This window comes from Escherichia sp. E14V7 (genome assembly GCF_004212225.1).
GTDB lineage: Bacteria > Pseudomonadota > Gammaproteobacteria > Enterobacterales > Enterobacteriaceae > Escherichia.
In genome coordinates, this window is the sequence record NZ_RHJJ01000006.1 from 61,767 (window position 1) to 87,273 (window position 25,507).

Consider the following 25,507-nt stretch of genomic DNA (forward strand, 5'->3'; position numbering starts at 1 on the left):
GTCATGCTTCTGGTGGTTTTGCGTTTGTCATCAGTCTTACCCTCTGGTTAATTGCCGTTCGTCGCTGAACATCCTCTCGATCTTCGCCATCTTCCGGTTTATTGTGTTTTAACCACCTGCCCGTAAACCTGGAGAACCATCGCGTGTTTCAAAAAGTTGACGCCTATGCTGGCGACCCGATTCTTTCGCTTATGGAGCGTTTTAAAGAAGACACTCGCAGCGACAAAGTGAATTTGAGTATCGGTCTGTACTACAACGAAGACGGGATTATTCCGCAACTAAAAGCTGTCGCGGAAGCGGAAGCGCGTCTGAATGCACAACCTCATGGCGCTTCGCTTTATTTACCGATGGAAGGGCTGAACAGCTATCGCCATGCCATTTCGCCGCTGCTGTTTGGCGCTGACCATCCGGTGCTACAACAACAGCGTGTGGCGACCATTCAGACGCTCGGTGGTTCGGGGGCATTAAAAGTAGGCGCTGACTTCCTGAAACGCTACTTCCCGGAATCAGGCGTCTGGGTCAGCGATCCCACCTGGGAAAACCATGTGGCAATATTCGCGGGGGCTGGATTTGAAGTGAGTACTTACCCCTGGTATGACGAAGCAACCAACGGCGTGCGTTTTAATGACCTGTTGGCGACGCTGAAAACATTACCTGCCCGCAGCATTGTGCTGCTGCATCCGTGCTGCCATAACCCAACGGGCGCCGATCTCACCAACGACCAGTGGGATGCGGTGATTGAAATTCTCAAAGCACGCGAGCTTATCCCATTCCTCGATATTGCCTATCAAGGATTTGGTGCCGGTATGGAAGAAGATGCCTATGCCATTCGCGCGATCGCCAGCGCCGGATTACCTGCTCTGGTGAGCAATTCATTCTCGAAAATTTTCTCCCTTTACGGCGAGCGTGTTGGCGGTCTTTCTGTGGTGTGTGAAGATGCCGAAGCCGCAGGCCGCGTACTGGGGCAGTTGAAAGCAACAGTACGTCGTAACTACTCCAGCCCGCCAAATTTTGGTGCGCAGGTGGTGGCTACGGTGCTGAATGATGCGGCGTTAAAAGCTAGCTGGCTGGCAGAAGTGGAAGAAATGCGTACCCGTATTCTGGCGATGCGTCAGGAACTGGTGAAGGTATTGAGTAAAGAGATGCCAGAACGCAATTTTGATTATTTGCTTAAGCAGCGCGGCATGTTCAGCTATACCGGTTTAAGCGCTGCTCAGGTTGACCGACTGCGTGAAGAGTTTGGTGTTTACCTGATTGCCAGCGGCCGCATGTGTGTTGCCGGACTTAATGCGCAAAATGTGCATCGCGTGGCGAAGGCGTTTGCAGCCGTGATGTAATGTCGTTAGCAGGTGGTTGAACAGCCGCCTGCTCAATTTTAACTTGTTGATATGATTAGTATCATTGAGAATAGAGAGAAGGAAATATTCTGCCCCTCATATAAAGCCGCTCACTTCTGGTAAGCGATATTAACCACGGACTAAATAGATATACCTACTCCATGGATAGACATTAAGCTATTAAAAAACACGAACTTCTCTCATGTGATCCTGCTCCCTTTCTCTAACAAAACCGCAGATAATCCTTTCTTTCCCCCGCTGCTGGCGTTATGGTCAGATGGTTTTTTCAACAAATCTCACAATAAAAAGTTTTAACTTACTGACTATTTAGGGAAAAATATGCGCAAGATCACACAGGCATTGAGTGCCGTTTGCTTATTGTTCGCTCTAAACAGTTCCGCTGTTGCCCTGGCCTCATCACCTTCACCGCTTAATCCGGGTACTAACGTAGCCAAACTCGCTGAACAGGCGCCAATTCATTGGGTTTCAGTCGCCCAAATTGAAAACAGTCTTGCAGGGCGCCCACAGATGGCAGTTGGGTTTGATATTGATGACACTGTTCTGTTTTCCAGCCCTGGATTCTGGCGCGGCAAAAAAACGTTCTCGCCAGAAAGCGAAGATTATCTAAAAAACCCGGCATTCTGGGAAAAGATGAACAACGGTTGGGATGAATTCAGTATTCCAAAAGAGGTCGCGCGTCAGCTAATTGATATGCATGTCCGCCGTGGCGACACCATTTTCTTTGTGACAGGTCGTAGCCCTACGAAAACTGAAACAGTGTCAAAAACGCTGGCTGATGACTTTCACATTCCTGCAACCAGTATGAACCCGGTGATTTTTGCGGGCGATAAAGCAGGACAAAATACAAAAACGCAGTGGCTACAGGATAAAAATATCCGAATTTTTTATGGTGATTCCGATAACGATATTACCGCTGCGCGTGATGTTGGCATCCGTGGCATCCGCATTCTACGAGCCTCTAACTCTACCTACAAACCCTTGCCACAAGCGGGTGCATTCGATGAAGAGGTGATCATCAATTCAGAATACTGATAAGTCGGGAGAGCGCCTGACTCTCCCGAATGCTGTTTTTTTAATCACACCTTTATCCTTTCGCTGTCTTGCTGCAAACTGATTAAGAGAGTTTTATCAAGGAGCAGCACATGTGGTTTCAAAAGACGCTCACGCTTAGCGCTAAATCTCGTGGGTTTCATTTGGTAACGGATGAAATCCTGACTCAACTAGCTGATATGCCGCGAGTTAATGTCGGTTTACTGCACCTGTTGCTGCAACACACTTCCGCCTCTCTGACACTTAATGAGAATTGCGACCCCACAGTACGCTATGACATGGAGCGTTTTTTCCTCCGCACCGTTCCCGACAACGGAAACTATGAGCATGACTATGAAGGGGCAGACGATATGCCTTCTCATATCAAATCCTCGATGCTGGGGGTATCGCTCGTATTGCCAGTGCATCAGGGGCGTATTCAGACCGGCACCTGGCAGGGAATATGGCTTGGGGAACATCGCATCCACGGCGGTTCGCGTCGCATTATCGCGACACTACAAGGGGAGTAAAAAATGACCATTTCGGAGTTGCTACAATATTGCATGGCAAAACCAGGCGCAGAACAGAGTGTGCATAGTGACTGGAAAGCAACGCAAATCAAAGTGGAAGATGTGCTGTTTGCGATGGTGAAAGAAGTGGAAAATCGCCCAGCGGTTTCGCTGAAAACCAGCCCTGCGCTGGCCGAGCTTTTGCGACAGCAGCATAGCGATGTTCGTCCCAGTCGGCATCTGAACAAAGCGCACTGGAGCACCGTATATCTCGACGGCTCGTTGCCGGATTCGCAAATCTATTATCTGGTCGATGCGTCGTATCAGCAGGCGGTGAATTTGCTGCCGGAAGAAAAACGTAAATTGCTGGTGCAACTCTGAAAGGAAAAGACCGTTCAGCAAGCGGCCTGAGAATGATGACAAACGCAAAATTGCCTGATGCGCTACGCTTATCAGGCCTACGTAATCCCTGCAATATATTGAAATTGCATGTTTATGTAGGTCGGATAAGGCGTTCACACCGCATCCGGCAAGAACAAAGCGCACTTTGTCAATAATCTGAGGCCGCTCAGAAAGCGGCCTTAACGATTACAGCATCGGCTTGAGGAAGCGTGCCGTGTGTGATGCTTCGCACTCCGCGACGGTTTCTGGCGTACCGGAGACGAGGATCTCGCCGCCACCGCTACCGCCTTCTGGTCCCAGGTCGACAATCCAGTCAGCGGTTTTGATCACGTCGAGATTGTGCTCAATAACCACAATGGTGTTGCCCTGATCGCGCAGTTTATGCAGCACGTCGAGCAGTTGCTGAATATCGGCGAAGTGCAGGCCGGTAGTCGGCTCGTCGAGAATATACAGCGTCTGCCCGGTGCCGCGTTTTGACAGCTCACGCGCCAGCTTCACGCGCTGGGCTTCACCGCCGGAAAGCGTGGTTGCGGACTGCCCGAGGCGGATATACGTCAGGCCAACGTCCATCAACGTTTGCAGCTTACGCGCCAGCGCCGGTACGGCATCGAAGAACTCACGCGCTTCTTCGATGGTCATATCCAACACTTCGTGGATGGTTTTGCCTTTGTACTTAATCTCCAGCGTTTCACGGTTATAGCGTTTACCTTTGCACTGGTCGCACGGTACGTAAATATCCGGCAGGAAGTGCATCTCCACTTTGATCACGCCATCGCCCTGACAGGCTTCGCAACGACCGCCACGGACGTTAAAGCTGAAACGTCCTGGCGTATAACCGCGCGCGCGGGATTCCGGTACGCCCGCAAACAGTTCACGTACAGGCGTAAACACGCCGGTATAGGTCGCCGGGTTAGAACGCGGAGTACGACCAATCGGGCTTTGGTCGATATCGATGACTTTATCGAAATGCTCGAGTCCCTGAATATCGCGATACGGTGCCGGTTCGGCGATGGTCGCACCATTCAACTGACGTTGGGCAATCGGGAACAGTGTGTCGTTAATCAGCGTCGATTTACCGGAACCTGAAACACCTGTAATGCAGGTAAACAGACCGACTGGCAGTGTCAGCGTTACGTCTTTCAGGTTGTTGCCACGCGCGCCTGTCAGCTTCAACACTTTTTCTGGATCCGCCGGAACGCGTTTCTTCGGCACTTCAATCTTGCGTTTGCCGCTCATGTACTGCCCGGTCAACGACTCCGGCACCGCCATAATCGCTTCCAGCGGACCTTCCGCGACCACTTCACCACCGTGTACACCAGCGCCCGGGCCAATGTCGATCACATGGTCAGCGGCGCGAATCGCGTCTTCATCGTGCTCCACCACAATCACGGTATTACCGAGATCGCGCAGATGGATAAGTGTACCCAGCAGGCGTTCGTTATCGCGCTGGTGCAGGCCGATAGACGGTTCGTCCAGCACGTACATCACACCAACCAGGCCCGCGCCAATCTGGCTCGCCAGACGGATACGCTGGGCTTCACCGCCGGAAAGTGTTTCTGCCGAGCGGGAAAGTGTCAGGTAATTCAGGCCGACGTTAACGAGGAATTTCAGACGATCGCCAATCTCTTTGAGGATTTTTTCCGCAATCTTCGCCCGCTGACCAGCGAGTTTGAGATTGTTGAAAAACTCCATCGCATGACCAATGCTCATGTCGGAGATAGCAGGCAGCGGCGTATTCTCGACATACACGTGGCGCGCTTCCCGACGCAGACGTGTTCCGTCGCAGCTGGTACACGGGCGATTGCTGATAAACTTGGCTAACTCTTCGCGTACCGCGCTGGATTCCGTCTCTTTATAACGGCGCTCCATATTGTGCAGCACGCCTTCGAACGGATGACGACGAATGGAGGTATCGCCACGATCGTTCATGTATTTGAATTCGATGTTTTCTTTGCCAGAACCGTACAGCACCACTTTATGCACGTTCGCGCTCAGGCTGCCCCACGGTGCTTCGACGTCGAACTTATAGTGATCTGCCAACGATTTCAGCATCTGGAAGTAATAGAAGTTGCGGCGATCCCAGCCACGGATCGCACCACCTGCCAGCGACAGTTCCGGGTTTTGGATCACACGGTCAGGATCGAAATATTGCTGTACGCCGAGGCCGTCACAGGTCGGGCAGGCCCCCGCCGGGTTGTTAAACGAAAACAGACGCGGTTCCAGTTCACGCATACTGTAGCCGCAAATCGGACAGGCGAAGTTGGCGGAGAAAAGCAGTTCTTCCGCTTTTGGATCGTCCATATCAGCGACGACCGCGGTACCACCAGAAAGCTCCAGCGCCGTTTCAAACGACTCAGCCAGACGTTGGGTGAGATCGTCGCGTACTTTGAAACGATCAATAACCACTTCAATGGTGTGTTTCTTTTGCAGTTCCAGTTTCGGGGGATCGGAAAGATCGCAGACTTCGCCATCTATGCGTGCACGGATGTAGCCCTGACTTGCCAGATTCTCCAGCGTTTTCGTGTGTTCGCCTTTGCGCTCTTTAATAATCGGCGCCAGCAGCATCAGACGTTTACCTTCCGGCTGCGACAGCACGTTATCCACCATCTGGCTGACGGTTTGCGCCGCCAGCGGAACATCGTGGTCCGGGCAGCGCGGCTCACCGACGCGAGCGTACAGCAGACGCAAATAGTCGTGGATTTCGGTGATTGTCCCCACCGTGGAACGTGGGTTATGAGACGTCGATTTCTGTTCAATGGAGATGGCGGGTGAAAGCCCCTCAATATGGTCGACATCCGGCTTTTCCATCAGTGACAGAAATTGCCGCGCGTAGGCGGAAAGGGATTCAACGTAACGACGCTGCCCTTCGGCATATAAGGTGTCGAAAGCGAGCGAGGATTTGCCAGAACCCGAAAGCCCGGTCACGACAATGAGTTTGTCGCGGGGGATAACGAGGTTGATGTTTTTGAGATTATGGGTGCGGGCGCCCCGAACTTCGATCTTATCCATTCACCTTTCCCGGATTAAACGCTTTTTTGCCCGGTGGCATGGTGCTACCGGCGATCACAAACGGTTAATTATGACACAGAATGACCTGAATGAATATACAGTGTTGGAATGCAAAACCCAGAGCGCTATGTAACAATGTTTGACCAGAATTGTTTAGCGGAACCGAGGTCACAACATAGTAAAACCGCTATTGGTAATGCTACAATCGCGCGTTTACACTTATTAGAACGTTTTTTTTCAGGAGACATGAACATGGCCAGCAGAGGCGTAAACAAGGTTATTCTCGTTGGTAATCTGGGTCAGGACCCGGAAGTACGCTACATGCCAAATGGTGGCGCAGTTGCCAACATTACGCTGGCTACTTCCGAATCCTGGCGTGATAAAGCGACCGGCGAGATGAAAGAGCAGACTGAATGGCACCGCGTTGTGCTGTTCGGCAAACTGGCTGAAGTGGCCAGCGAATATCTGCGTAAAGGTTCCCAGGTTTATATCGAAGGTCAGCTGCGTACCCGCAAATGGACCGATCAATCCGGTCAGGATCGCTACACCACGGAAGTGGTGGTGAACGTTGGCGGCACCATGCAGATGCTGGGGGGTCGTCAGGGCGGTGGCGCTCCGGCTGGCGGTAACGTCGGTGGCGGTCAGCCGCAGGGCGGTTGGGGCCAGCCTCAGCAGCCGCAGGGTGGCAATCAGTTCAGCGGCGGCGCGCAGTCTCGCCCGCAGCAGTCCGCTCCGGCAGCGCCGTCTAACGAGCCGCCGATGGATTTCGATGACGATATCCCATTCTGATTTTGTTTTAAAACAATAGATTATATTGTTTTAAGGTAGGTGATTAACGCATCTGCCAGGGATAAAAAAGAAGCCTCCATAATGGAGGCTTCTGCATATCACACCAAGATCATCGGCCATTGTGGCGGTGCCTGATTTGTGGCTTCCACTATTACCGACTCAATATTGTGCCAGATTGCGGCAATATCCATCATGGTGATTCCGAGCAGTCCCATCGCGAACCAGCAGGCGGAAACAACGCCCAGGCCACTACTTATCACCGCGAGCCCTACGTAATCAGACCGCCGAAAACGGATGTTGAGCGTACTTGCCAGAAACATCAGTACGGCGCTAAGAAGCTGCCAGCGAAGAAGAACCACGCCAGTGGTGAGGGTAGCCATCGAACATTTCCTCTGAAAATAACCGATGCCCTGGACAGCACGGTGTTGTTCACGGGAGGCGTGATGCACTCTGGCTATCATGGGGCTTACAGAATACCAAAATGAAACAATTAGTATGTTTCATTATTTTTGTGAACTATATCACAATTGGTTGTTTGTTAGCCAGATAGAGTCACTATTTTTATTAGCGTGCTTATTTTGTGGTTTTTCAGTGGCGTCGTGGAAATACAAAATATCGTACATTCCTGACTGACCCGCATTTTTTAGTAAATTCTTTTTGATATCAGCGTGTTATTTTTATTAAAACAACGATTATAAAGGTATCAATTTCAAATCAGGCAAAAGTGCTATTTATACCGTAAGATTTATCTAACGTCGTCGGTGGCCAGGGTTTTCACCTTGCAATGACCAGCTATAACCAGACAGGGAATTGATAGAAATGAGTCATCGTGCACGACACAAGTTGCTGGCGTTGCCGGGCATTATCTTTGTAGCACTTCTTCCCATCATCCTGTCACTATGGATTGCCTTCATTTGGGCAAAATCAGAAGTGAACAATCAGCTTCGTGTCTTTGCCCAACTGGCGCTGGATAAATCCGAACTGGTCATTCAACAGGCAGATTCAGCGAGCGATGAAGCGGAACGCTATCAGGGGCAAGTTTGTACTCCGGATCATCAGAAGCGAATGTTGAATATTATTCGTGGCTATCTTTATATCAATGAACTGATATATGCCCAGGATAACCGTTTTTTATGTTCTTCGCTTATCGCTCCCGCTGACGGGTATATAATTGCCCCCGCGGATTATAAGCGTGACCCTGACATTTCTATCTATTATTACCGCGATACCCCTTTTTTCTCCGGTTATAAAATGACTTATATGCAGCGGGGTAATTATGTGGCGGTCATCAATCCTTTATTCTGGAGCGAGGTGATATCTGACGATCCGACGCTGCAATGGGGCGTGTATGATACGGTGACGAAAACCTTTTTTTCGTTAAGCAACCAGGCCTCGGCTGAAACGTTTACTCCGTTAATTCATCTGAATGATTTAACGGTGCAACGAAATGGTCATTTGTATGCAATGGTACATTCAACAAAACGCCCAATAGCGGCCATTGTTGCCACTTCAAATAAACGTCTTATCGCTCATTTTTATAATCATCTTATCTTTGCTTTGCCCGCAGGTATTTTTTGCAGTCTGGTACTACTGTTACTCTGGTTGCGGATTAGCCAGGAGTACCAGTCACCCAAACGCAAATTGCAACGCGCCCTCGAAAAAAGACAGCTTTGTCTTTATTACCAGCCAATTATCGATATCAAAACAGAAAAATGTATTGGCGCTGAAGCGTTGCTACGTTGGCCTGGTGGCCAGGGGCAAGTGATGAGTCCGGCAGAGTTTATCCCATTGGCGGAAAAAGAGGGGATGATTGAGTTAGTCACTGATTATGTTATTGATAATGTATTCAGCGATCTGGGGGCGTATCTGGCAACACATGCCGATCGCTATGTTTCTATTAACCTGTCGGCCTCCGACTTTCATACATCGCGTTTAATTGCGCGAACCAATCAGAAAATAGAGCAATACGCGGTGCGTCCGCAGCAAATTAAATTTGAAGTCACTGAACATGCGTTTCTTGATGTCACCAAAATGACGCCGATTATTCATGCTTTCCGTCAGGCCGGTTATGAAGTTGCGATTGATGACTTCGGTATTGGCTACTCCAACTTACACAACCTTAATTCATTGAATATCGATATTTTGAAAATCGATAAATCGTTTGTTGAGACGCTGACCACGCACAAAACCAGCCATTTGATTGCGGAACACATCATTGAACTGGCGCACAGTCTGGGGCTAAAAACGATAGCGGAAGGGGTAGAAACGTCGGAGCAGGTTAATTGGCTGCGCAAACGCGGCGTGCGTTATTGCCAGGGCTGGTATTTTGCAAAGGCGATGCCGCCGCAAATGTTTATGGAATGGACAGGGAAATTACCCGCACATGAGTTAATGTGCGGGCAATAATTCTAGATACGGTGGCGATAATCGCTGGGAGTGCGATCAAACTGCCGACGGAAAACGCGGGAAAAGGTCTGCTGCGAAACATACCCAAGATCCATTGCGATATCAAAAATAGGGCGCTCGGTGGTGCGCAACTCAACGGCAGCCAGTAACAGGCGGCGTTGACGAATGTAATCACCAAGTGTCTGATGCGTTACCGTGCGGAACATCCGCTGTAAGTACCACTTTGAATAACCTGATTTTTTTGCGACGACATCAATGTTCAGTGGCTGGTCAATATGCTCGTCAATCCATGCGATAAGATCCTGAATAATTTTCTGATGGGACATAAAGCTGCCTCTTTTCAGTGTTCAGTTCGTTAATTCATCTGTTGGGGAGTATAATTCCTCAAGTTAACTTGAGGTAAAGCGATTTATGGAAAAGAAATTACCCCGCATTAAAGCCTTGCTCACCCCAGGCGAAGTGGCGAAACGCAGTGGGGTAGCGGTATCTGCACTGCATTTCTATGAGAGCAAAGGGCTGATTACCAGTATTCGAAATAGCGGCAATCAGCGACGATATAAGCGTGATGTGCTGCGATATGTGGCGATTATCAAGATTGCTCAACGTATTGGCATTCCATTGGCGACTATTGGTGAAGCATTTGGTGTGTTGCCTGAAGGGCATACATTAAGCGCCAAAGAGTGGAAGCAGCTTTCTTCTCAATGGCGAGAAGAATTAGATCGGCGCATTCATACCTTAGTGGCTCTGCGAGATGAACTGGACGGTTGTATTGGCTGCGGCTGCCTTTCGCGTAGCGACTGCCCGTTGCGTAACCCGGGCGACCGCTTAGGGGAAGAAGGTACTGGCGCGCGTTTGCTGGAAGACGAGCAAAACTAAAGCGCCACAAGGGCGCTTTAGTTTGTTTCCGGTCTTTGTCTTTCACTCTATCCCGCTGGTACACAGGAGGGTTTCCCCCGACGTCAACACACCTCATTCGAGCACGTGGTGGAGGTTCCGGTTGGTGTTGATACTTTAATTGTATGCCGCCTCCGTATCTTCGCCAGTGCAAAAAGACGTTTTTTAGACGCAATGTTTTTGCCATCTTGCACGATTTTTTACTGCCACCCTTCGCTACAAGCTACCTACAAATGCCGTAATTTTGGGCATCGACGATAACGTTTGCGCATCAATTGCCTGGTTTTTCATCGTCAATACAAGAAAAGAGAAAAAAGCAGCAAACTTCGGTTGAAAAAGCCGCTATGATCGCCGGATAATCGTTTGCTTTTTTTTACCACCCGTTTTGTATGCGCGGAGCTAAACGTTTGCTTTTTTGCGACGCCCCACATTGTCGCAAACCTGAAGCAGGAAGATAACGTTTCGCTGGCAGGGGATTGTCCGCCACGCATCTTGACGAAAAATAAACTCTCAGGGGATGTTTTTTATGTCTACGCCATCAGCGCGTACCGGCGGTTCACTCGACGCCTGGTTTAAAATTTCACAACGTGGAAGCACTGTCCGTCAGGAAGTGGTTGCCGGGTTAACAACGTTTCTGGCGATGGTCTACTCGGTCATCGTCGTTCCGGGCATGCTGGGTAAAGCAGGCTTCCCACCAGCAGCAGTTTTTGTTGCGACCTGTCTGGTTGCCGGAATTGGTTCTATCGCGATGGGGCTGTGGGCCAATTTGCCGCTGGCTATCGGTTGCGCTATCTCCCTGACCGCGTTTACTGCATTCAGCCTGGTGCTGGGGCAGCATATTAGCGTTCCGGTCGCGCTGGGCGCCGTGTTCCTGATGGGGGTGCTGTTTACAGTCATTTCTGCAACGGGTATCCGAAGCTGGATTTTGCGCAACTTGCCACACGGTGTGGCGCACGGTACGGGGATTGGTATCGGCCTGTTCCTGCTGCTGATTGCTGCGAATGGTGTTGGCCTGGTCATTAAAAATCCGCTCGACGGTCTGCCGGTTGCGCTGGGTGATTTCGCCACCTTCCCGGTTATTATGTCGCTGGTAGGTCTGGCGGTGATCGTCGGTCTGGAAAAACTGAAAGTGCCGGGCGGCATTCTGCTGACCATTATCGGTATCTCGATTGTGGGCCTGATCTTCGATCCTAACGTTCATTTCTCCGGCGTTTTTGCTATGCCGTCTCTGAGCGATGAAAATGGTAACTCGCTGATTGGTAGCCTGGATATTATGGGCGCGCTGAATCCGGTGGTACTGCCGAGCGTACTGGCGCTGGTGATGACGGCGGTCTTTGATGCGACCGGAACCATCCGTGCAGTCGCCGGGCAGGCGAACCTGCTGGATAAAGACGGGCAGATCATTGATGGCGGCAAAGCGCTGACCACCGACTCCCTGAGCAGCGTTTTCTCAGGCCTGGTGGGGGCGGCTCCGGCCGCGGTATACATCGAGTCTGCGGCGGGTACGGCAGCGGGTGGTAAAACCGGTCTGACGGCAATCACCGTCGGCGTGCTGTTCCTGCTGATTCTGTTCCTCTCTCCGCTCTCTTACCTTGTTCCAGGTTACGCAACGGCTCCGGCGCTGATGTATGTTGGCCTGCTGATGTTAAGCAACGTGGCTAAAATCGACTTTGCTGATTTTGTCGATGCGATGGCGGGGCTGGTGACGGCGGTATTCATTGTACTGACTTGTAACATCGTGACCGGCATTATGATCGGTTTCGCTACCCTGGTTATTGGGCGTCTGGTTTCTGGCGAATGGCGTAAGCTGAACATTGGTACGGTTGTTATCGCCGCGGCGCTGGTGACCTTCTACGCGGGTGGCTGGGCTATCTAATCTTTAATAAGATTCTGAAAACGGGTGGCAATGGCTGCCCGTTTTTATTTTCTCCGTACATTGTGTGAGCTTTTGCGATATTCTGAAAAAACTGAGAATTCAGGCATAGCGCCTTTCTCAAACCATAAAACATCGCAAACAGGGAACGCATGGAAATCTTCTTTACCATACTGATAATGACCCTCGTGGTTTCGCTGTCCGGGGTGGTCACTCGTGTCATGCCCTTTCAGATCCCGCTTCCGCTTATGCAAATCGCCATTGGTGCGCTACTGGCGTGGCCGACGTTTGGTTTGCATGTGGAGTTTGATCCTGAACTCTTTTTAGTTTTGTTTATCCCGCCGCTGCTGTTTGCTGATGGCTGGAAAACGCCGACCCGTGAATTTCTCGAACATGGCCGAGAGATCTTCGGTCTTGCGCTGGCGCTGGTGGTAGTCACCGTAGTCGGCATTGGCTTCCTCATTTACTGGGTGGTGCCAGGCATTCCGCTAATTCCGGCCTTTGCGCTAGCGGCGGTGCTCTCTCCGACTGATGCCGTGGCGCTCTCCGGGATTGTTGGCGAAGGGCGAATACCGAAAAAAATCATGGGTATTTTGCAGGGCGAAGCGTTGATGAATGACGCCTCCGGCCTGGTGTCGTTGAAGTTTGCCGTGGCAGTCGCGATGGGGACCATGATCTTCACTGTTGGCGGTGCGACGGTCGAATTTATGAAAGTCGCGATCGGCGGTATTCTCGCGGGGTTTGTGGTGAGCTGGCTATATGGTCGCTCGCTGCGCTTCCTGAGTCGCTGGGGCGGCGATGAACCTGCGACACAGATAGTCCTGCTGTTCCTGCTGCCGTTCGCCTCTTATCTGATTGCCGAACATATTGGCGTTTCCGGTATCCTTGCGGCAGTTGCTGCCGGGATGACCATTACCCGTTCAGGCGTGATGCGCCGTGCGCCGCTGGCGATGCGTCTGCGTGCGAACAGCACCTGGGCGATGCTGGAGTTTGTCTTTAACGGCATGGTGTTCTTGCTGTTGGGCCTGCAACTGCCAGGCATTCTGGAGACGTCGCTGATGGCGGCAGAGATCGACCCGAACGTCGAAATCTGGATGCTGTTTACCGACATCATCTTGATTTACGCAGCGCTCATGCTGGTCCGTTTCGGCTGGCTGTGGACGATGAAAAAGTTCAGTAACCGCTTCCTGAAGAAGAAACCGATGGAGTTTGGTTCGTGGACCACACGAGAAATTCTTATCGCGTCTTTTGCCGGGGTTCGCGGGGCTATCACCCTGGCTGGTGTGCTCTCTATTCCGCTGCTGTTGCCGGATGGCAACGTCTTCCCGGCGCGTTATGAGCTGGTGTTCCTGGCGGCTGGCGTCATTCTCTTCTCGCTGTTTGTTGGCGTGGTGATGCTGCCTGTTCTGCTGCAACACATTGAAGTCGCAGATCATTCTCAGCAGTTGAAAGAGGAACGCATTGCGCGCGCGGCAACGGCAGAAGTGGCGATTGTGGCGATCCAGAAAATGGAAGAGCGACTGGCGGCGGACACTGAAGAGAATATCGACAACCAGCTGCTTACCGAAGTCAGCTCTCGCGTCATCGGTAACCTGCGTCGTCGCGCCGACGGCCGAAACGACGTTGAAAGTTCTGTCCAGGAAGAGAACCTGGAGCGTCGCTTCCGTCTGGCGGCGTTGCGTTCTGAACGTGCGGAACTTTATCACCTGCGCGCCACGCGGGAGATCAGCAACGAAACGCTGCAAAAGTTGCTACACGATCTTGATTTGCTGGAAGCGTTGTTAATAGAAGAGAACCAATAACGCTTTGGCGGTGTAATCGGTAAAAAGGTGCAGTACATTGCACCTTTTTACCGTTGGTCAGGTGACCAGAGGCTAGTGGAGATTAATGCGCGCGGCCCTGCTCAACGCCAAAGCCGGTCTGGGAACGGATAAATTGCGCACGGAACAGTTCACGCTCGCGCGCCCCTTCCGCTGAATTATCGGTTGCCGAGAAGAACCAGATGCCGAGGAATGCCACGCTGATTGAGAACAGCGCCGGGTATTCGTACGGGAAGATGGCTTTTTCGTGACCGAGGATCTGTACCCAAATCGTTGGGCCGAGGATCATCAGTACTACCGCAGTAATCAGCCCTAACCAGCCGCCCATCATTGCGCCACGAGTAGTCAACTTCGACCAGTACATGGAAAGCAGAATGATTGGGAAGTTGCAGCTCGCGGCGATGGCAAACGCCAGGCCCACCATGAACGCGATGTTCTGATTCTCAAACAGCACGCCGAGGATAATGGCAATCACGCCGAGGATCAGCACGGTGATTTTCGATACTCGCAGCTCTTCACGTTCGGTCGCGCCTTTTTTGAAGACGTTGGCGTACAGGTCATGAGAAACCGCGGAAGCGCCTGCCAGCGTCAGACCCGCAACCACCGCGAGGATAGTGGCGAAAGCAACCGCTGAAATAAAGCCGAGGAACAGGTTGCCGCCCACCGCATTGGCCAGGTGAACTGCCGCCATGTTGTTACCACCAATCAGATGGCCCGCCGCGTCTTTATATTCCGGATTTGCACCGACCAGCATGATTGCGCCGAAGCCGATAATAAAGGTCAGGATATAGAAGTAGCCCATAAACCCGGTGGCGTAGAACACGCTCTTACGCGCTTCGCGGGCATCGCTGACCGTAAAGAAGCGCATCAGAATATGCGGCAAGCCAGCCGTACCAAACATCAGTCCAAGCCCCAGAGAGAGCGCGGAGATCGGATCTTTCACCAGTCCGCCCGGTTTCATGATGTCGACACCTTTTGGGTGTACCGCCATCGCTTCGCTGAACAGATTGTTGAAGCTAAAGCCGACGTGTTTCATCACCATAAAGGCCATAAAGCTGGCACCGAACAGCAACAGAACGGCTTTGATAATCTGTACCCAGGTGGTCGCCAGCATGCCGCCGAACAGGACGTACATCATCATCAGCACGCCGACCAGCACCACGGCAATGTGATAGTTAAGGCCAAACAGCAGCTCGATAAGTTTACCTGCGCCCACCATCTGGGCGATAAGGTAAAGCGCCACCACCACCAGAGAACCACAAGCCGAAAGAATACGAATCGGCCCTTGTTTCAGGCGGTAAGAAGCCACATCCGCAAAGGTATAGCGGCCCAGGTTACGCAGACGTTCAGCAATCAGGAACAGAATGATTGGCCAGCCCACCAGGAAGCCCAGCGAGTAGATCAGCCCGTCATAGCCGGAAGTAAACACCAGCGCGGAGATCCCCAAAAATGAGGCGGCAGACATATAGTCCCCGGCAATCGCCAGCCCGTTCTGGAAGCCAGTGATATTGCCGCCTGCGGTGTAGTAGTCATTACGAGAACGTACGCGTTTTGACGCCCAGTAGGTAATGCCGAGCGTGAACACGACGAAAATCAGGAACATAATAATCGCCTGCCAGTTTGTTGGCTGGCGCTCAACGGCCCCGCTAATAGCATCCGCGGCGTTAGCTGCGAAAGGGAGTGTGGCGGCAAGCGCCGTCAGAACTCTTTTCATGATGCTTGTACCTCATGCAGGACTTCATTATTTAGACGGTCGAATTCGCCGTTCGCCCGCCAGATGTAGATACCAGTGAGAACAAAGGAGATAACAATGACCCCAACGCCAACGGGAATACCGCGTGTAACGCTGGTGTTCGGATTCAGCGGGGTGCCCAGCCAGCCGGGCGCAAAGGCGATCAGTAAAATAAAGCTGATATAAACGGCCAGCATAATAATCGACAGGATGGTGGCAAACCGTTGCCGTTTTTCGACTAACTCCCTGAAATGCGCATTGTCTTCTATCCGCTGATAAATCGTACCATTCATCACAGATTCTCCAGAGGTAATGTAGGGATTGTTTTAATTCCCGCTCCCTTATGGGAGAAGGTTAACGCTCGAGTAACCCTTGCCGAATGTAGGCCGGATAAGGCGTTTACGCCGCATCCGGCAATCAACGCCTGATGCGACGCTATCGCGTCTTATCAGGCCTACAGCCGTTGCCAGATGTAGGCCGGATAAGGCGTTACGCCGCATCCGGCAACCAGCGCCTGATGCGCCGCTGTCGCGTCTTATCAGGCCTACAGCCGTTGCCGAATGTAGGCCGGATAAGGTGCTTGCACCGCATCCGGCAACCAGCGCCTGATGCGCCGCTGTCGCGTCTTATCAGGCCTACAACTGTTGCCGAATGTAGGCCGGATAAGGCGTTTACGCCGCATCCGGCAATCAACGCCTGATGCGGCGCTGTCGCGTCTTATCAGGCCTACAAACCGTTACCGACTCGCATCGGGCAATTGTGGGTTACGATGGCATCGCGATAGCCTGCTTCTCTTCAAGCAGCTTCTCGACCACGCCAGGATCGGCAAGCGTCGAGGTATCGCCCAGGTTGCTGGTATCGCCCGCCGCAATTTTGCGCAGAATACGGCGCATAATTTTGCCGGAGCGGGTTTTAGGCAGGGAGTCGGTCCAGTGCAGCACGTCTGGCGTCGCCAGCGGGCCAATCTCTTTACGCACCCAGTTGCGGACTTCTGCGTACAGTTCTGGTGACGGTTCCTCCCCGTGATTAAGCGTGACGTAGGCGTAGATCGCCTGACCTTTAATATTGTGCGGAATACCGACCACAGCGGCTTCGGCAATCTTCGGATGCGCCACTAGCGCCGACTCAATCTCTGCCGTCCCCAGACGGTGACCAGAGACGTTCAGCACGTCGTCCACGCGCCCGGTGATCCAGTAATAGCCATCTTCATCGCGACGCGCGCCGTCGCCGCTGAAGTACATATTTTTGAAGGTGGAGAAGTAGGTCTGTTCAAAACGTTCGTGATCGCCAAACAGCGTACGCGCCTGACCCGGCCAGGAGTCGGTGATCACCAGACTGCCTTCAGCGGCACCTTCTTGTGGATTACCTTCGTTATCCACCAGCGCCGGTTGCACGCCGAAGAACGGACGCGTCGCAGAACCGGCTTTCAGCTCGGTAGCGCCAGGCAGCGGCGTAATCATGAAACCGCCAGTTTCGGTCTGCCACCAGGTGTCGACCACCGGGCATTTCTCGTTGCCGATCTTCTTCCAGTACCACTCCCACGCTTCCGGGTTAATTGGTTCGCCCACGGAACCGAGAATGCGTAGCGACGAACGGTCGGTGCCTTCGATCGCTTTATCGCCTTCCGCCATCAGCGCGCGAATCGCCGTGGGCGCAGTGTAAAGAATATTGACCTGATGCTTATCCACCACCTGTGCCATACGGGCAGGCGTCGGCCAGTTCGGTACACCTTCAAACATCAGCGTGGTCGCGCCGCAGGCCAGCGGGCCGTACAGCAAATAACTGTGTCCGGTAACCCAGCCCACATCAGCGGTACACCAGTAGATATCGCCCGGATGATAATCAAAGACATATTTAAAGGTCAGCGCCGCGTACACCAGATAACCGCCGGTAGTGTGCAGCACGCCTTTCGGCTTACCGGTAGAACCGGAGGTATAGAGAATAAACAGCGGATCTTCGGCGTTCATCTCTTCCGCCTGGTGCTGATCGCTGGCTTGCTCAACCAGGTCGTGCCACCACAGGTCGCGCCCTTCCTGCCAGTCAATTTTTCCGCCAGTACGCTTCAGTACCACCACATGCTCTACGCTGGTGACGTTCGGGTTTTTCAGCGCGTCATCAACGTTTTTCTTCAGCGGAATACTACGCCCGGCGCGCACACCTTCGTCGGAAGTGATCACCAACCGTGAGTTAGAATCGATAATGCGTCCGGCAACGGCTTCCGGCGAGAAGCCGCCGAAAATTACCGAATGCACCGCGCCAATGCGGGCGCAGGCCAGCATCGCGACTGCGGCTTCCGGCACCATCGGCATATAAATCGCGACTACGTCACCTTTTTTAATGCCCAGCTCGAGCAGGGTATTGGCGAAGCGGCAGACGTCGCGGTGCAGCTCTTTATAGCTGATATGTTTGCTCTGACTGGCGTCATCGCCTTCCCAGATAATAGCGGTACGATCGCCGTTTTCTTGCAAATGGCGGTCAAGGCAGTTTGCCGCCAGATTCAGCGTGCCGTCCTCGTACCATTTAATGGACACATTACCGGGGGTAAAGGAGGTGTTTTTCACCTTCTGGTACGGTTTGATCCAGTCGAGAATTTTTCCCTGTTCGCCCCAAAAGGTATCTGGTGCGTTAATTGATTGTTGGTACATCGCCTCGTACTGCTGAGGGCTTATCAGGCAATGGTCTGCGATGTTGGCAGGAATGGTGTGTTTGTGTATTTGGCTCATGCTTTTGTTCTCCTTGTAGGATGTTAATAATATGTGTCATAAGCGTTAAATGTAGGGGTATTGGCAGTTTTGTTTAGTATTTGGGCGGCAGATCACGCAAAAGTAGAATTGTGCAAATAAACGACAGGATTATTTTTGAAGGACACCAACAAAAGTTGGCATTTTCTTTCTGGAACATGCAGTTATGCATGTGTTTGAAATGGAGGAAATTACCGACTAACTCTAAAGTGGTATTTTACATGCACTTACAATTGATTAAAGACAACATTCCGCATGTGGTTATTTGTTACACATAGGGGCGAGCAATGTCATGACAGTGTATGTGCGGTTACTGTCATGAAAAAACAATAAAAACTGCCATTGCCTCAATGGCAAAATTTGGATAAAGCCCCTATGACAAGGATAAAAATAAACGCACGCCGTATCTTCAGCTTGTTGATTCCTTTTTTCTTTTTCACTTCTGTTCACGCTGAACAAACGGCCGCTCCCGCGAAACCTGTAACTGTGGAAGCGAAGAACGAAACCTTTGCCCCGCAGCATCCCGATCAATATCTCTCCTGGAAAGCCACCTCGGAACAGTCAGAGCGTGTTGACGCCCTGGCGGAAGATCCACGGCTGGTGATCCTGTGGGCGGGGTATCCCTTCTCGCGCGATTACAACAAGCCGCGTGGACATGCCTTTGCTGTGACCGATGTGCGTGAAACCCTGCGTACCGGTGCGCCGAAAAACGCTGAAGATGGTCCGCTACCGATGGCGTGCTGGAGTTGTAAAAGCCCGGATGTGGCGCGTCTGATCCAGAAAGACGGCGAAGATGGCTACTTCCACGGTAAATGGGCGCGCGGCGGCCCGGAAATCGTCAACAACTTAGGTTGTGCCGACTGCCATAACACCGCCTCACCAGAGTTCGCCAAAGGCAAACCGGAGTTAACCCTTTCCCGTCCGTATGCGGCTCGCGCGATGGAAGCCATTGGTAAACCTTTTGAGAAAGCCGGACGTTTCGACCAGCAATCGATGGTTTGCGGTCAGTGCCATGTGGAGTATTACTTCGACGGCAAAAACAAAGCAGTTAAATTTCCGTGGGATGACGGCATGAAAGTCGAAAATATGGAGCAGTATTACGACAAAATTGCCTTCTCTGACTGGACTAACTCCCTGTCGAAAACGCCAATGCTGAAAGCGCAGCACCCGGAATATGAAACCTGGACAGCGGGCATTCACGGCAAAAACAACGTGACCTGTATCGACTGCCATATGCCAAAAGTGCAGAACGCCGAAGGCAAACTCTACACCGACCATAAAATTGGTAATCCGTTTGATAACTTCGCCCAGACTTGTGCGAACTGCCATACCCAGGACAAAGCCGCCTTGCAAAAAGTGGTCGCGGAACGTAAGCAGTCGATTAACGACCTGAAAATCAAGGTGGAAGATCAACTGGTTCACGCTCACTTCGAAGCGAAAGCTGCACTGGACGCAGGCGCGACGGAAGCCGAAATGAAGCCGATTCAGGACGATATCCGTCATGCCCAGTGGCGTTGGGATCTGGCGATCGCTTCCCACGGCATTCATATGCACGCACCGGAAGAAGGTCTGCGGATGCTCGGTACTGCGATGGATAAAGCGGCGGATGCACGCACCAAACTGGCGCGTCTGCTGGCGACCAAAGGCATCACCCATGAAATCCAGATCCCGGATATCTCGACCAAAGAGAAAGCCCAGCAGGCCATTGGCCTGAACATGGAACAAATCAAGGCCGAGAAGCAGGACTTCATCAAAACGGTGATCCCGCAGTGGGAAGAACAGGCACGTAAAAACGGTCTGTTAAGCCAATAACCCCGTTCCGCCTCGCAAGGGGCGGAAAACACAATGGAGTGAATATGAGCGTATTACGTTCGTTATTAACTGCCGGGGTGCTGGCGTCGGGCCTGTTGTGGAGCCTGAACGGAATTACCGCTACCCCTGCGGCGCAGGCATCTGGTGATCGCTACGAAGTTACCCAGCAGCGTAACCCGGATGCCGCCTGTCTGGACTGTCATAAACCAGATACCGAAGTTATGCATGGCAAACATGCTTCCGTTATCAACCCGAATAACAAACTGCCGGTCACCTGCACCAACTGTCACGGCCAGCCATCACCGCAACACCGTGAAGGGGTGAAAGATGTGATGCGCTTTAACGAGCCGATGTACAAGGTTGGTGAGCAGAACAGTGTTTGTATGTCCTGCCATCTGCCGGAACAGTTGCAAAAAGCGTTCTGGCCGCACGATGTTCACGTAACCAAAGTGGCGTGCGCCAGCTGCCATTCCCTGCATCCACAGCAAGATACGATGCAGACGTTAAGTGACAAAGGACGGATTAAGATTTGCGTCGATTGCCACAGCGATCAGCGCACCAATCCGAACTTTAACCCGGCGTCTGTTCCGTTGCTTAAGGAGCAGCCATGACCTGGTCACGTCGCCAGTTTCTCACCGGCGTCGGCGTGCTGGCAGCCGTCAGCGGCACCGCAGGGCGCGTGGTGGCGAAAACGTTGAATATCAATGGGGTGCGTTACGGCATGGTGCATGACGAGTCGTTATGTATCGGCTGTACCGCCTGTATGGATGCTTGTCGGGAAGTGAACAAGGTGCCGGAAGGTGTGTCGCGCCTGACGATTATTCGTAGCGAGCCGCAGGGCGAATTTCCTGATGTGAAATATCGCTTCTTCCGTAAGTCTTGTCAGCACTGCGATCATGCGCCGTGCGTTGACGTCTGCCCGACCGGTGCGTCTTTTCGCGATGCCGCCAGTGGGATTGTCGATGTTAATCCGGATCTCTGCGTCGGTTGTCAGTATTGCATCGCCGCCTGTCCGTACCGCGTGCGCTTTATCCATCCGGTCACGAAGACAGCGGACAAATGCGATTTCTGCCGCAAGACTAATTTGCAGGCCGGTAAGTTACCCGCGTGCGTTGAAGCTTGCCCGACGAAGGCGCTGACGTTTGGCAATCTGGACGATCCCAACAGTGAGATTTCACAACTGCTGCGCCAGAAGCCCACTTACCGCTACAAGCTGGCGCTGGGAACCAAACCGAAGCTGTACCGCGTACCGTTTAAATACGGGGAGGTGAGCCAATGACGCAGACTTCCGCATTTCATTTTGAATCGCTGGTGTGGGACTGGCCGATTGCCATCTACCTGTTTTTGATTGGTATTTCTGCCGGTCTGGTGACGTTGGCCGTGCTGTTACGTCGCGTCTACCCGCAGGCGGGCGGTGCAGACAGTACGTTGCTGCGCACCACGCTGATTGTCGGGCCTGGCGCGGTGATCCTCGGTCTGTTGATCCTCGTCTTCCACCTGACAAAGCCGTGGACCTTCTGGAAGCTGATGTTCCACTACAGTTTTACCTCGGTGATGTCGATGGGGGTGATGCTGTTTCAGCTCTACATGGTGGTGCTGGTGCTGTGGCTGGCGAAAATCTTTGAACATGATTTGCTTGCCCTGCAACAACGCTGGTTGCCGAAGCTGGGGATCGTGCAAAAGGTTCTGAGCCTGCTGACGCCCGTTCATCGCGGACTGGAAACATTGATGCTGGTGTTGGCGGTGCTGCTGGGGGCTTATACCGGCTTTCTGCTGTCGGCGCTGAAATCGTATCCGTTCCTCAATAATCCGATCCTGCCAGTGCTGTTCCTCTTCTCCGGCATCTCGTCCGGTGCGGCGGTGGCGCTGATCGCCATGGCGATACGCCAACGCAGTAACCCGCATTCCACGGAAGCGCACTTTGTACACCGTATGGAAATCCCCGTGGTATGGGGTGAAATCTTCCTGCTGGTGGCGTTTTTTGTCGGTCTGGCGCTGGGCGATGACGGTAAAGTGCGTGCGCTGGTGGCGGCATTGGGCGGCGGTTTCTGGACGTGGTGGTTCTGGCTTGGTGTCGCCGGGCTGGGGCTGATTGTGCCAATGTTGCTCAAACCGTGGGTGAATCGCAGTTCCGGCATTCCAGCCGTGCTGGCGGCGTGTGGGGCTAGCCTGGTTGGCGTGTTGATGCTGCGCTTTTTCATTCTCTACGCCGGACAGTTGACGGTGGCGTAAGCCAGAAAAGAGGTGGTTTCTGGACGTATTCCTTCCTGAAGTCGGTTTTCTGGCGTTGTTGTTAAGTCTCGGGGTCAACGTGTTGACCCCGTTGACGACTTTCGCGGGAGTGCGGTTGCGCTGGCCTGCCATGATGCGACTCACTTGCATCGGCATTCTGGCGCAGTTCGCGCTCCTGCTGCTCTCCTTTGGCGTACTGACGTATTGTTTTCTCATCAGTGATTTCTCGGTCATTTATGTCGCCCAACATAGCTACAGCCTGCTGTCGTGGGATCTCAAACTGGCGGCGGTGTGGGGCGGTCATGAAGGTTCGTTGCTACTTTGGGTGCTGTTGCTTTCCGCCTGGAGCGCGCTGTTTGCCTGGCATTATCGGCAGCAAACCGATCCGCTATTTCCGCTGACGCTAGCCGTTTTATCTCTCATGCTCGCCGCGCTGCTACTGTTTGTGGTGCTGTGGTCCGACCCTTTCGTGCGGATATTCCCCCCAGCAATCGAAGGCCGCGATCTCAATCCGATGCTGCAACATCCCGGTCTTATCTTTCATCCACCGCTGCTTTACCTTGGCTATGGCGGTTTGATGGTGGCGGCGAGCGTGGCGCTGGCGAGTTTACTGCGCGGCGAGTTTGATGGTGCCTGCGCCAGAATTTGTTGGCGCTGGGCACTACCTGGCTGGAGCGCATTAACGGCGGGGATCATCCTCGGTTCCTGGTGGGCCTATTGCGAACTGGGCTGGGGCGGCTGGTGGTTCTGGGATCCGGTGGAAAACGCCTCTTTATTACCCTGGCTTTCTGCCACTGCGCTGCTGCACAGTTTGTCCCTGACTCGCCAGCGGGGGATTTTCCGCCACTGGTCGCTGCTGCTGGCGATAGTCACCCTGATGCTGTCGCTGCTGGGCACGTTGATTGTCCGTTCTGGCATTCTGGTTTCGGTTCATGCGTTCGCGCTGGATAACGTCCGCGCCGTGCCGTTGTTCAGCCTGTTTGCACTGATTAGCCTTGCGTCTCTGGCTCTGTATGGCTGGCGAGCGCGGGACGGTGGCCCGGCGGTGCGTTTTTCAGGGTTATCGCGAGAAATGTTAATCCTCGCTACGCTGTTGCTGTTTTGCGCAGTGCTACTGATCGTGCTGGTGGGAACGCTTTATCCGATGATTTACGGCTTGCTGGGCTGGGGACGCCTCTCCGTTGGCGCACCGTATTTTAACCGCGCAACGTTACCGTTTGGTCTGTTGATGCTGGTGGTGATTGTGCTGGCGACGTTTATCTCTGGCAAACGCGCGCAGCTTCCGGCGCTGGTCGCTCATGCGGGCGTGCTGTTATTTGCCGCGGGGATCGTGGTCTCCAGCGTCAGCCGTCAGGAGATCAGCCTGAATTTACAGCCGGGTCAGCAGGTGACGCTGGCAGGATACACCTTCCGTTTTGAACGCCTCGATCTGCAAGCCAAAGGCAATTACACCAGCGAAAAAGCGATAGTGACACTGTTTGACCATCAGCAACGTATTGGTGAATTAACGCCGGAGCGGCGTTTTTACGAAGCACGTCGTCAGCAAATGATGGAGCCGTCAATTCGCTGGAACGGCATCCATGACTGGTATGCGGTCATGGGTGAAAAAACCGGACCGGATCGTTACGCTTTTCGTTTGTATGTACAAAGCGGTGTGCGCTGGATCTGGGGGGGAGGATTGTTGATGATTGCGGGCGCGTTATTAAGCGGATGGCGGGGGAGGAAGCGCGATGAATAAAGGGCTTCTCATTTTGCTGCTGCTATTTACCTGTTTTGCGCGCGCTCAGGTCGTAGACACGTGGCAATTCGCCAATCCGCAACAACAGCAACAGGCGTTAAATATTGCCAGCCAGTTACGTTGTCCGCAGTGCCAGAATCAAAACTTACTGGAATCCAACGCGCCGGTGGCGGTCAGTATGCGCCATCAGGTTTACAGCATGGTGGCGGAGGGGAAGAACGAAGCCGAAATCATCGGCTGGATGACCGAACGCTACGGAGATTTTGTTCGCTATAACCCACCGTTAACGGGTCAGACGCTGGTGTTGTGGGCGCTGCCAGTGGTGTTGTTACTGCTGATGGCACTGATCCTCTGGCGAGTGAGGGTGAAGCGATGAAACAGTCACAAATACCGGTGAAAATGCTGACAACACTCACGATTTTGATGGCATTTCTCTGTATCGGCAGTTATCTGTTAAGCCCAAAATGGCAGGCGGTACGTGCGGAGTATCAGCGTCAGCGCGATCCGCTACATCAGTTTGCCAGCCAGCAAACCCCGGAAGCGCAGCTTCAGGCATTGCAGGATAAAATCCGCGCCAATCCACAAAACAGTGAACAGTGGGCGTTGCTGGGCGAGTACTATCTGTGGCAAAACGATTACAGCAATGCGCTGCTGGCGTACCGTCAGGCGTTGCAACTACGCGGTGAGAACGCTGAACTGTATGCGGCGCTGGCGACGGTGCTTTATTACCAGGCCAGCCAGCATATGACCGCCCAGACTCGCGCAATGATCGACAAAGCCCTCGCGCTGGACAGTAATGAAATCACCGCCCTGATGCTGCTGGCTTCAGATGCGTTTATGCAGGCGAACTACGCGCAAGCCATCGAACTATGGCAAAAAGTGATGGATCTCAACTCACCGCGAGTTAACCGAACACAGTTGGTTGAGTCGATTAATATGGCGAAACTGTTGCAGCGGAGATCGGATTAATCATCTGGTGATGAAGATTATGTCATTGAGCTGCATAAAAAATAATCGAATGAACATGTGTCAAAAATAATCACTAATCAGTATTATTGCAGATTAAACAAATAAAAATCTTTCCATAACAAATGGTTATTCATTAATCCTGCCATAAACTCGCGTTATTATGCATTAATGCAGCGAAAAGCTCTGATGTTAAA

At 52.6% G+C, this 25,507-nt stretch carries 22 protein-coding genes; 16 read left to right on the top strand and 6 right to left on the bottom strand.

What is annotated here, in order from left to right; genetic code table 11:
- The first annotated feature begins 143 nt into the window (after positions 1-143).
- From tyrB to D9741_RS07265, 4 genes are all read left to right on the top strand, one after another.
- Entirely contained in the window at positions 144-1,337 is a 1,194-nt protein-coding gene (gene tyrB, locus D9741_RS07250) for an aromatic amino acid transaminase (protein WP_130218567.1), read from the top strand.
- A 339-nt stretch (positions 1,338-1,676) separates the two neighbouring features.
- The gene (aphA, locus tag D9741_RS07255; RefSeq protein ID WP_130205816.1) at positions 1,677-2,390 is read left to right on the top strand and encodes an acid phosphatase AphA; all 714 of its coding nucleotides are present in this window, start codon (positions 1,677-1,679) and stop codon (positions 2,388-2,390) included.
- A gap of 110 nt (positions 2,391-2,500) precedes the next feature.
- On the top strand, positions 2,501-2,917 hold the full coding sequence (locus D9741_RS07260) for a secondary thiamine-phosphate synthase enzyme YjbQ (RefSeq protein WP_130205818.1): 417 nt from the start codon (positions 2,501-2,503) through the stop codon (positions 2,915-2,917).
- 3 nt (positions 2,918-2,920) lie between these two features.
- Positions 2,921-3,277 carry an MmcQ/YjbR family DNA-binding protein gene (locus D9741_RS07265; protein ID WP_130218565.1) on the top strand — a complete coding sequence of 119 codons (357 nt, stop codon included), beginning with the start codon at positions 2,921-2,923 and terminating at the stop codon, positions 3,275-3,277.
- Positions 3,278-3,484: 207 nt separating this feature from the next.
- Here the strand turns inward: D9741_RS07265 and uvrA are convergent, their stop codons facing one another.
- Complete coding sequence (gene uvrA, locus D9741_RS07270; RefSeq protein WP_130205822.1) at positions 3,485-6,307, bottom strand: excinuclease ABC subunit UvrA; 2,823 nt, start codon at positions 6,305-6,307, stop codon at positions 3,485-3,487.
- A 252-nt stretch (positions 6,308-6,559) separates the two neighbouring features.
- Here uvrA and ssb1 point away from each other — a divergent pair, with 252 nt between their 5' ends.
- A complete protein-coding gene (gene ssb1 / locus D9741_RS07275; RefSeq protein ID WP_000168309.1) occupies positions 6,560-7,096 on the top strand; it encodes a single-stranded DNA-binding protein SSB1 in 537 nt (178 codons plus the stop codon).
- 98 nt (positions 7,097-7,194) lie between these two features.
- On the opposite strand, the gene D9741_RS07280 is transcribed toward ssb1, so the two are convergent.
- Entirely contained in the window at positions 7,195-7,476 is a 282-nt protein-coding gene (locus D9741_RS07280) for a YjcB family protein (protein WP_130218563.1), read from the bottom strand.
- A gap of 439 nt (positions 7,477-7,915) precedes the next feature.
- On the opposite strand from D9741_RS07280, the gene D9741_RS07285 reads away from it, so the two are divergent.
- On the top strand, positions 7,916-9,502 hold the full coding sequence (locus D9741_RS07285) for an EAL domain-containing protein (RefSeq protein WP_130218561.1): 1,587 nt from the start codon (positions 7,916-7,918) through the stop codon (positions 9,500-9,502).
- A 2-nt stretch (positions 9,503-9,504) separates the two neighbouring features.
- On the opposite strand, the gene soxS is transcribed toward D9741_RS07285, so the two are convergent.
- Positions 9,505-9,828: a superoxide response transcriptional regulator SoxS gene (gene soxS / locus D9741_RS07290; protein WP_000019357.1), complete on the bottom strand. Its 324-nt coding sequence runs from the start codon at positions 9,826-9,828 to the stop codon at positions 9,505-9,507.
- Positions 9,829-9,913: 85 nt separating this feature from the next.
- Here soxS and soxR point away from each other — a divergent pair, with 85 nt between their 5' ends.
- The 3 genes from soxR to D9741_RS07305 all read left to right on the top strand — a co-directional run bounded on the left by soxR (position 9,914) and on the right by D9741_RS07305 (position 14,071).
- Positions 9,914-10,378 (top strand): redox-sensitive transcriptional activator SoxR, encoded by a 465-nt coding sequence (gene soxR, locus D9741_RS07295; RefSeq protein WP_000412428.1) that lies wholly within the window; start codon positions 9,914-9,916, stop codon positions 10,376-10,378.
- A gap of 544 nt (positions 10,379-10,922) precedes the next feature.
- A complete protein-coding gene (gene ghxP / locus D9741_RS07300; protein WP_130205830.1) occupies positions 10,923-12,272 on the top strand; it encodes a guanine/hypoxanthine transporter GhxP in 1,350 nt (449 codons plus the stop codon).
- A 149-nt stretch (positions 12,273-12,421) separates the two neighbouring features.
- Positions 12,422-14,071, top strand: coding sequence for a Na+/H+ antiporter (locus D9741_RS07305; protein ID WP_130205832.1), 1,650 nt, complete (start codon positions 12,422-12,424; stop codon positions 14,069-14,071).
- A gap of 82 nt (positions 14,072-14,153) precedes the next feature.
- On the opposite strand, the gene actP is transcribed toward D9741_RS07305, so the two are convergent.
- The 3 genes from actP to acs all read right to left on the bottom strand — a co-directional run bounded on the left by actP (position 14,154) and on the right by acs (position 18,544).
- Positions 14,154-15,803 carry a cation/acetate symporter ActP gene (gene actP, locus D9741_RS07310; RefSeq protein WP_000832550.1) on the bottom strand — a complete coding sequence of 550 codons (1,650 nt, stop codon included), beginning with the start codon at positions 15,801-15,803 and terminating at the stop codon, positions 14,154-14,156.
- Positions 15,800-16,114, bottom strand: coding sequence for a DUF485 domain-containing protein (locus tag D9741_RS07315; protein ID WP_001337746.1), 315 nt, complete (start codon positions 16,112-16,114; stop codon positions 15,800-15,802). The genes actP and D9741_RS07315 overlap by 4 nt, the downstream gene beginning before the upstream one ends.
- Positions 16,115-16,585: 471 nt before the next feature.
- Entirely contained in the window at positions 16,586-18,544 is a 1,959-nt protein-coding gene (gene acs / locus D9741_RS07320) for an acetate--CoA ligase (RefSeq protein ID WP_130218559.1), read from the bottom strand.
- 393 nt (positions 18,545-18,937) lie between these two features.
- Between acs and nrfA the strand changes: the two genes are divergently transcribed.
- Genes nrfA through nrfG form a run of 7 tightly spaced genes read left to right on the top strand, consistent with a single transcriptional unit; the run spans position 18,938 to position 25,313 of the window.
- Positions 18,938-20,374, top strand: a complete 1,437-nt coding sequence (gene nrfA, locus D9741_RS07330) for an ammonia-forming nitrite reductase cytochrome c552 subunit (protein ID WP_000196875.1) — start codon at positions 18,938-18,940, stop codon at positions 20,372-20,374.
- A 44-nt stretch (positions 20,375-20,418) separates the two neighbouring features.
- A complete protein-coding gene (nrfB, locus tag D9741_RS07335) occupies positions 20,419-20,985 on the top strand; it encodes a cytochrome c nitrite reductase pentaheme subunit (RefSeq protein WP_130218557.1) in 567 nt (188 codons plus the stop codon).
- Complete coding sequence (gene nrfC / locus D9741_RS07340) at positions 20,982-21,653, top strand: cytochrome c nitrite reductase Fe-S protein (RefSeq protein ID WP_000220281.1); 672 nt, start codon at positions 20,982-20,984, stop codon at positions 21,651-21,653. The genes nrfB and nrfC overlap by 4 nt, the downstream gene beginning before the upstream one ends.
- Positions 21,650-22,606, top strand: coding sequence for a cytochrome c nitrite reductase subunit NrfD (gene nrfD / locus D9741_RS07345; RefSeq protein WP_023351637.1), 957 nt, complete (start codon positions 21,650-21,652; stop codon positions 22,604-22,606). Before nrfC ends, nrfD begins: the two co-directional genes overlap by 4 nt.
- Before the next feature lie 19 nt (positions 22,607-22,625).
- A complete protein-coding gene (locus D9741_RS07350) occupies positions 22,626-24,344 on the top strand; it encodes a heme lyase CcmF/NrfE family subunit (RefSeq protein ID WP_165383442.1) in 1,719 nt (572 codons plus the stop codon).
- Positions 24,337-24,720, top strand: a complete 384-nt coding sequence (gene nrfF / locus D9741_RS07355) for a heme lyase NrfEFG subunit NrfF (protein ID WP_130218553.1) — start codon at positions 24,337-24,339, stop codon at positions 24,718-24,720. Before D9741_RS07350 ends, nrfF begins: the two co-directional genes overlap by 8 nt.
- Positions 24,717-25,313 carry a heme lyase NrfEFG subunit NrfG gene (nrfG, locus tag D9741_RS07360; RefSeq protein ID WP_130218551.1) on the top strand — a complete coding sequence of 199 codons (597 nt, stop codon included), beginning with the start codon at positions 24,717-24,719 and terminating at the stop codon, positions 25,311-25,313. Before nrfF ends, nrfG begins: the two co-directional genes overlap by 4 nt.
- Positions 25,314-25,507 lie beyond the last annotated feature (194 nt).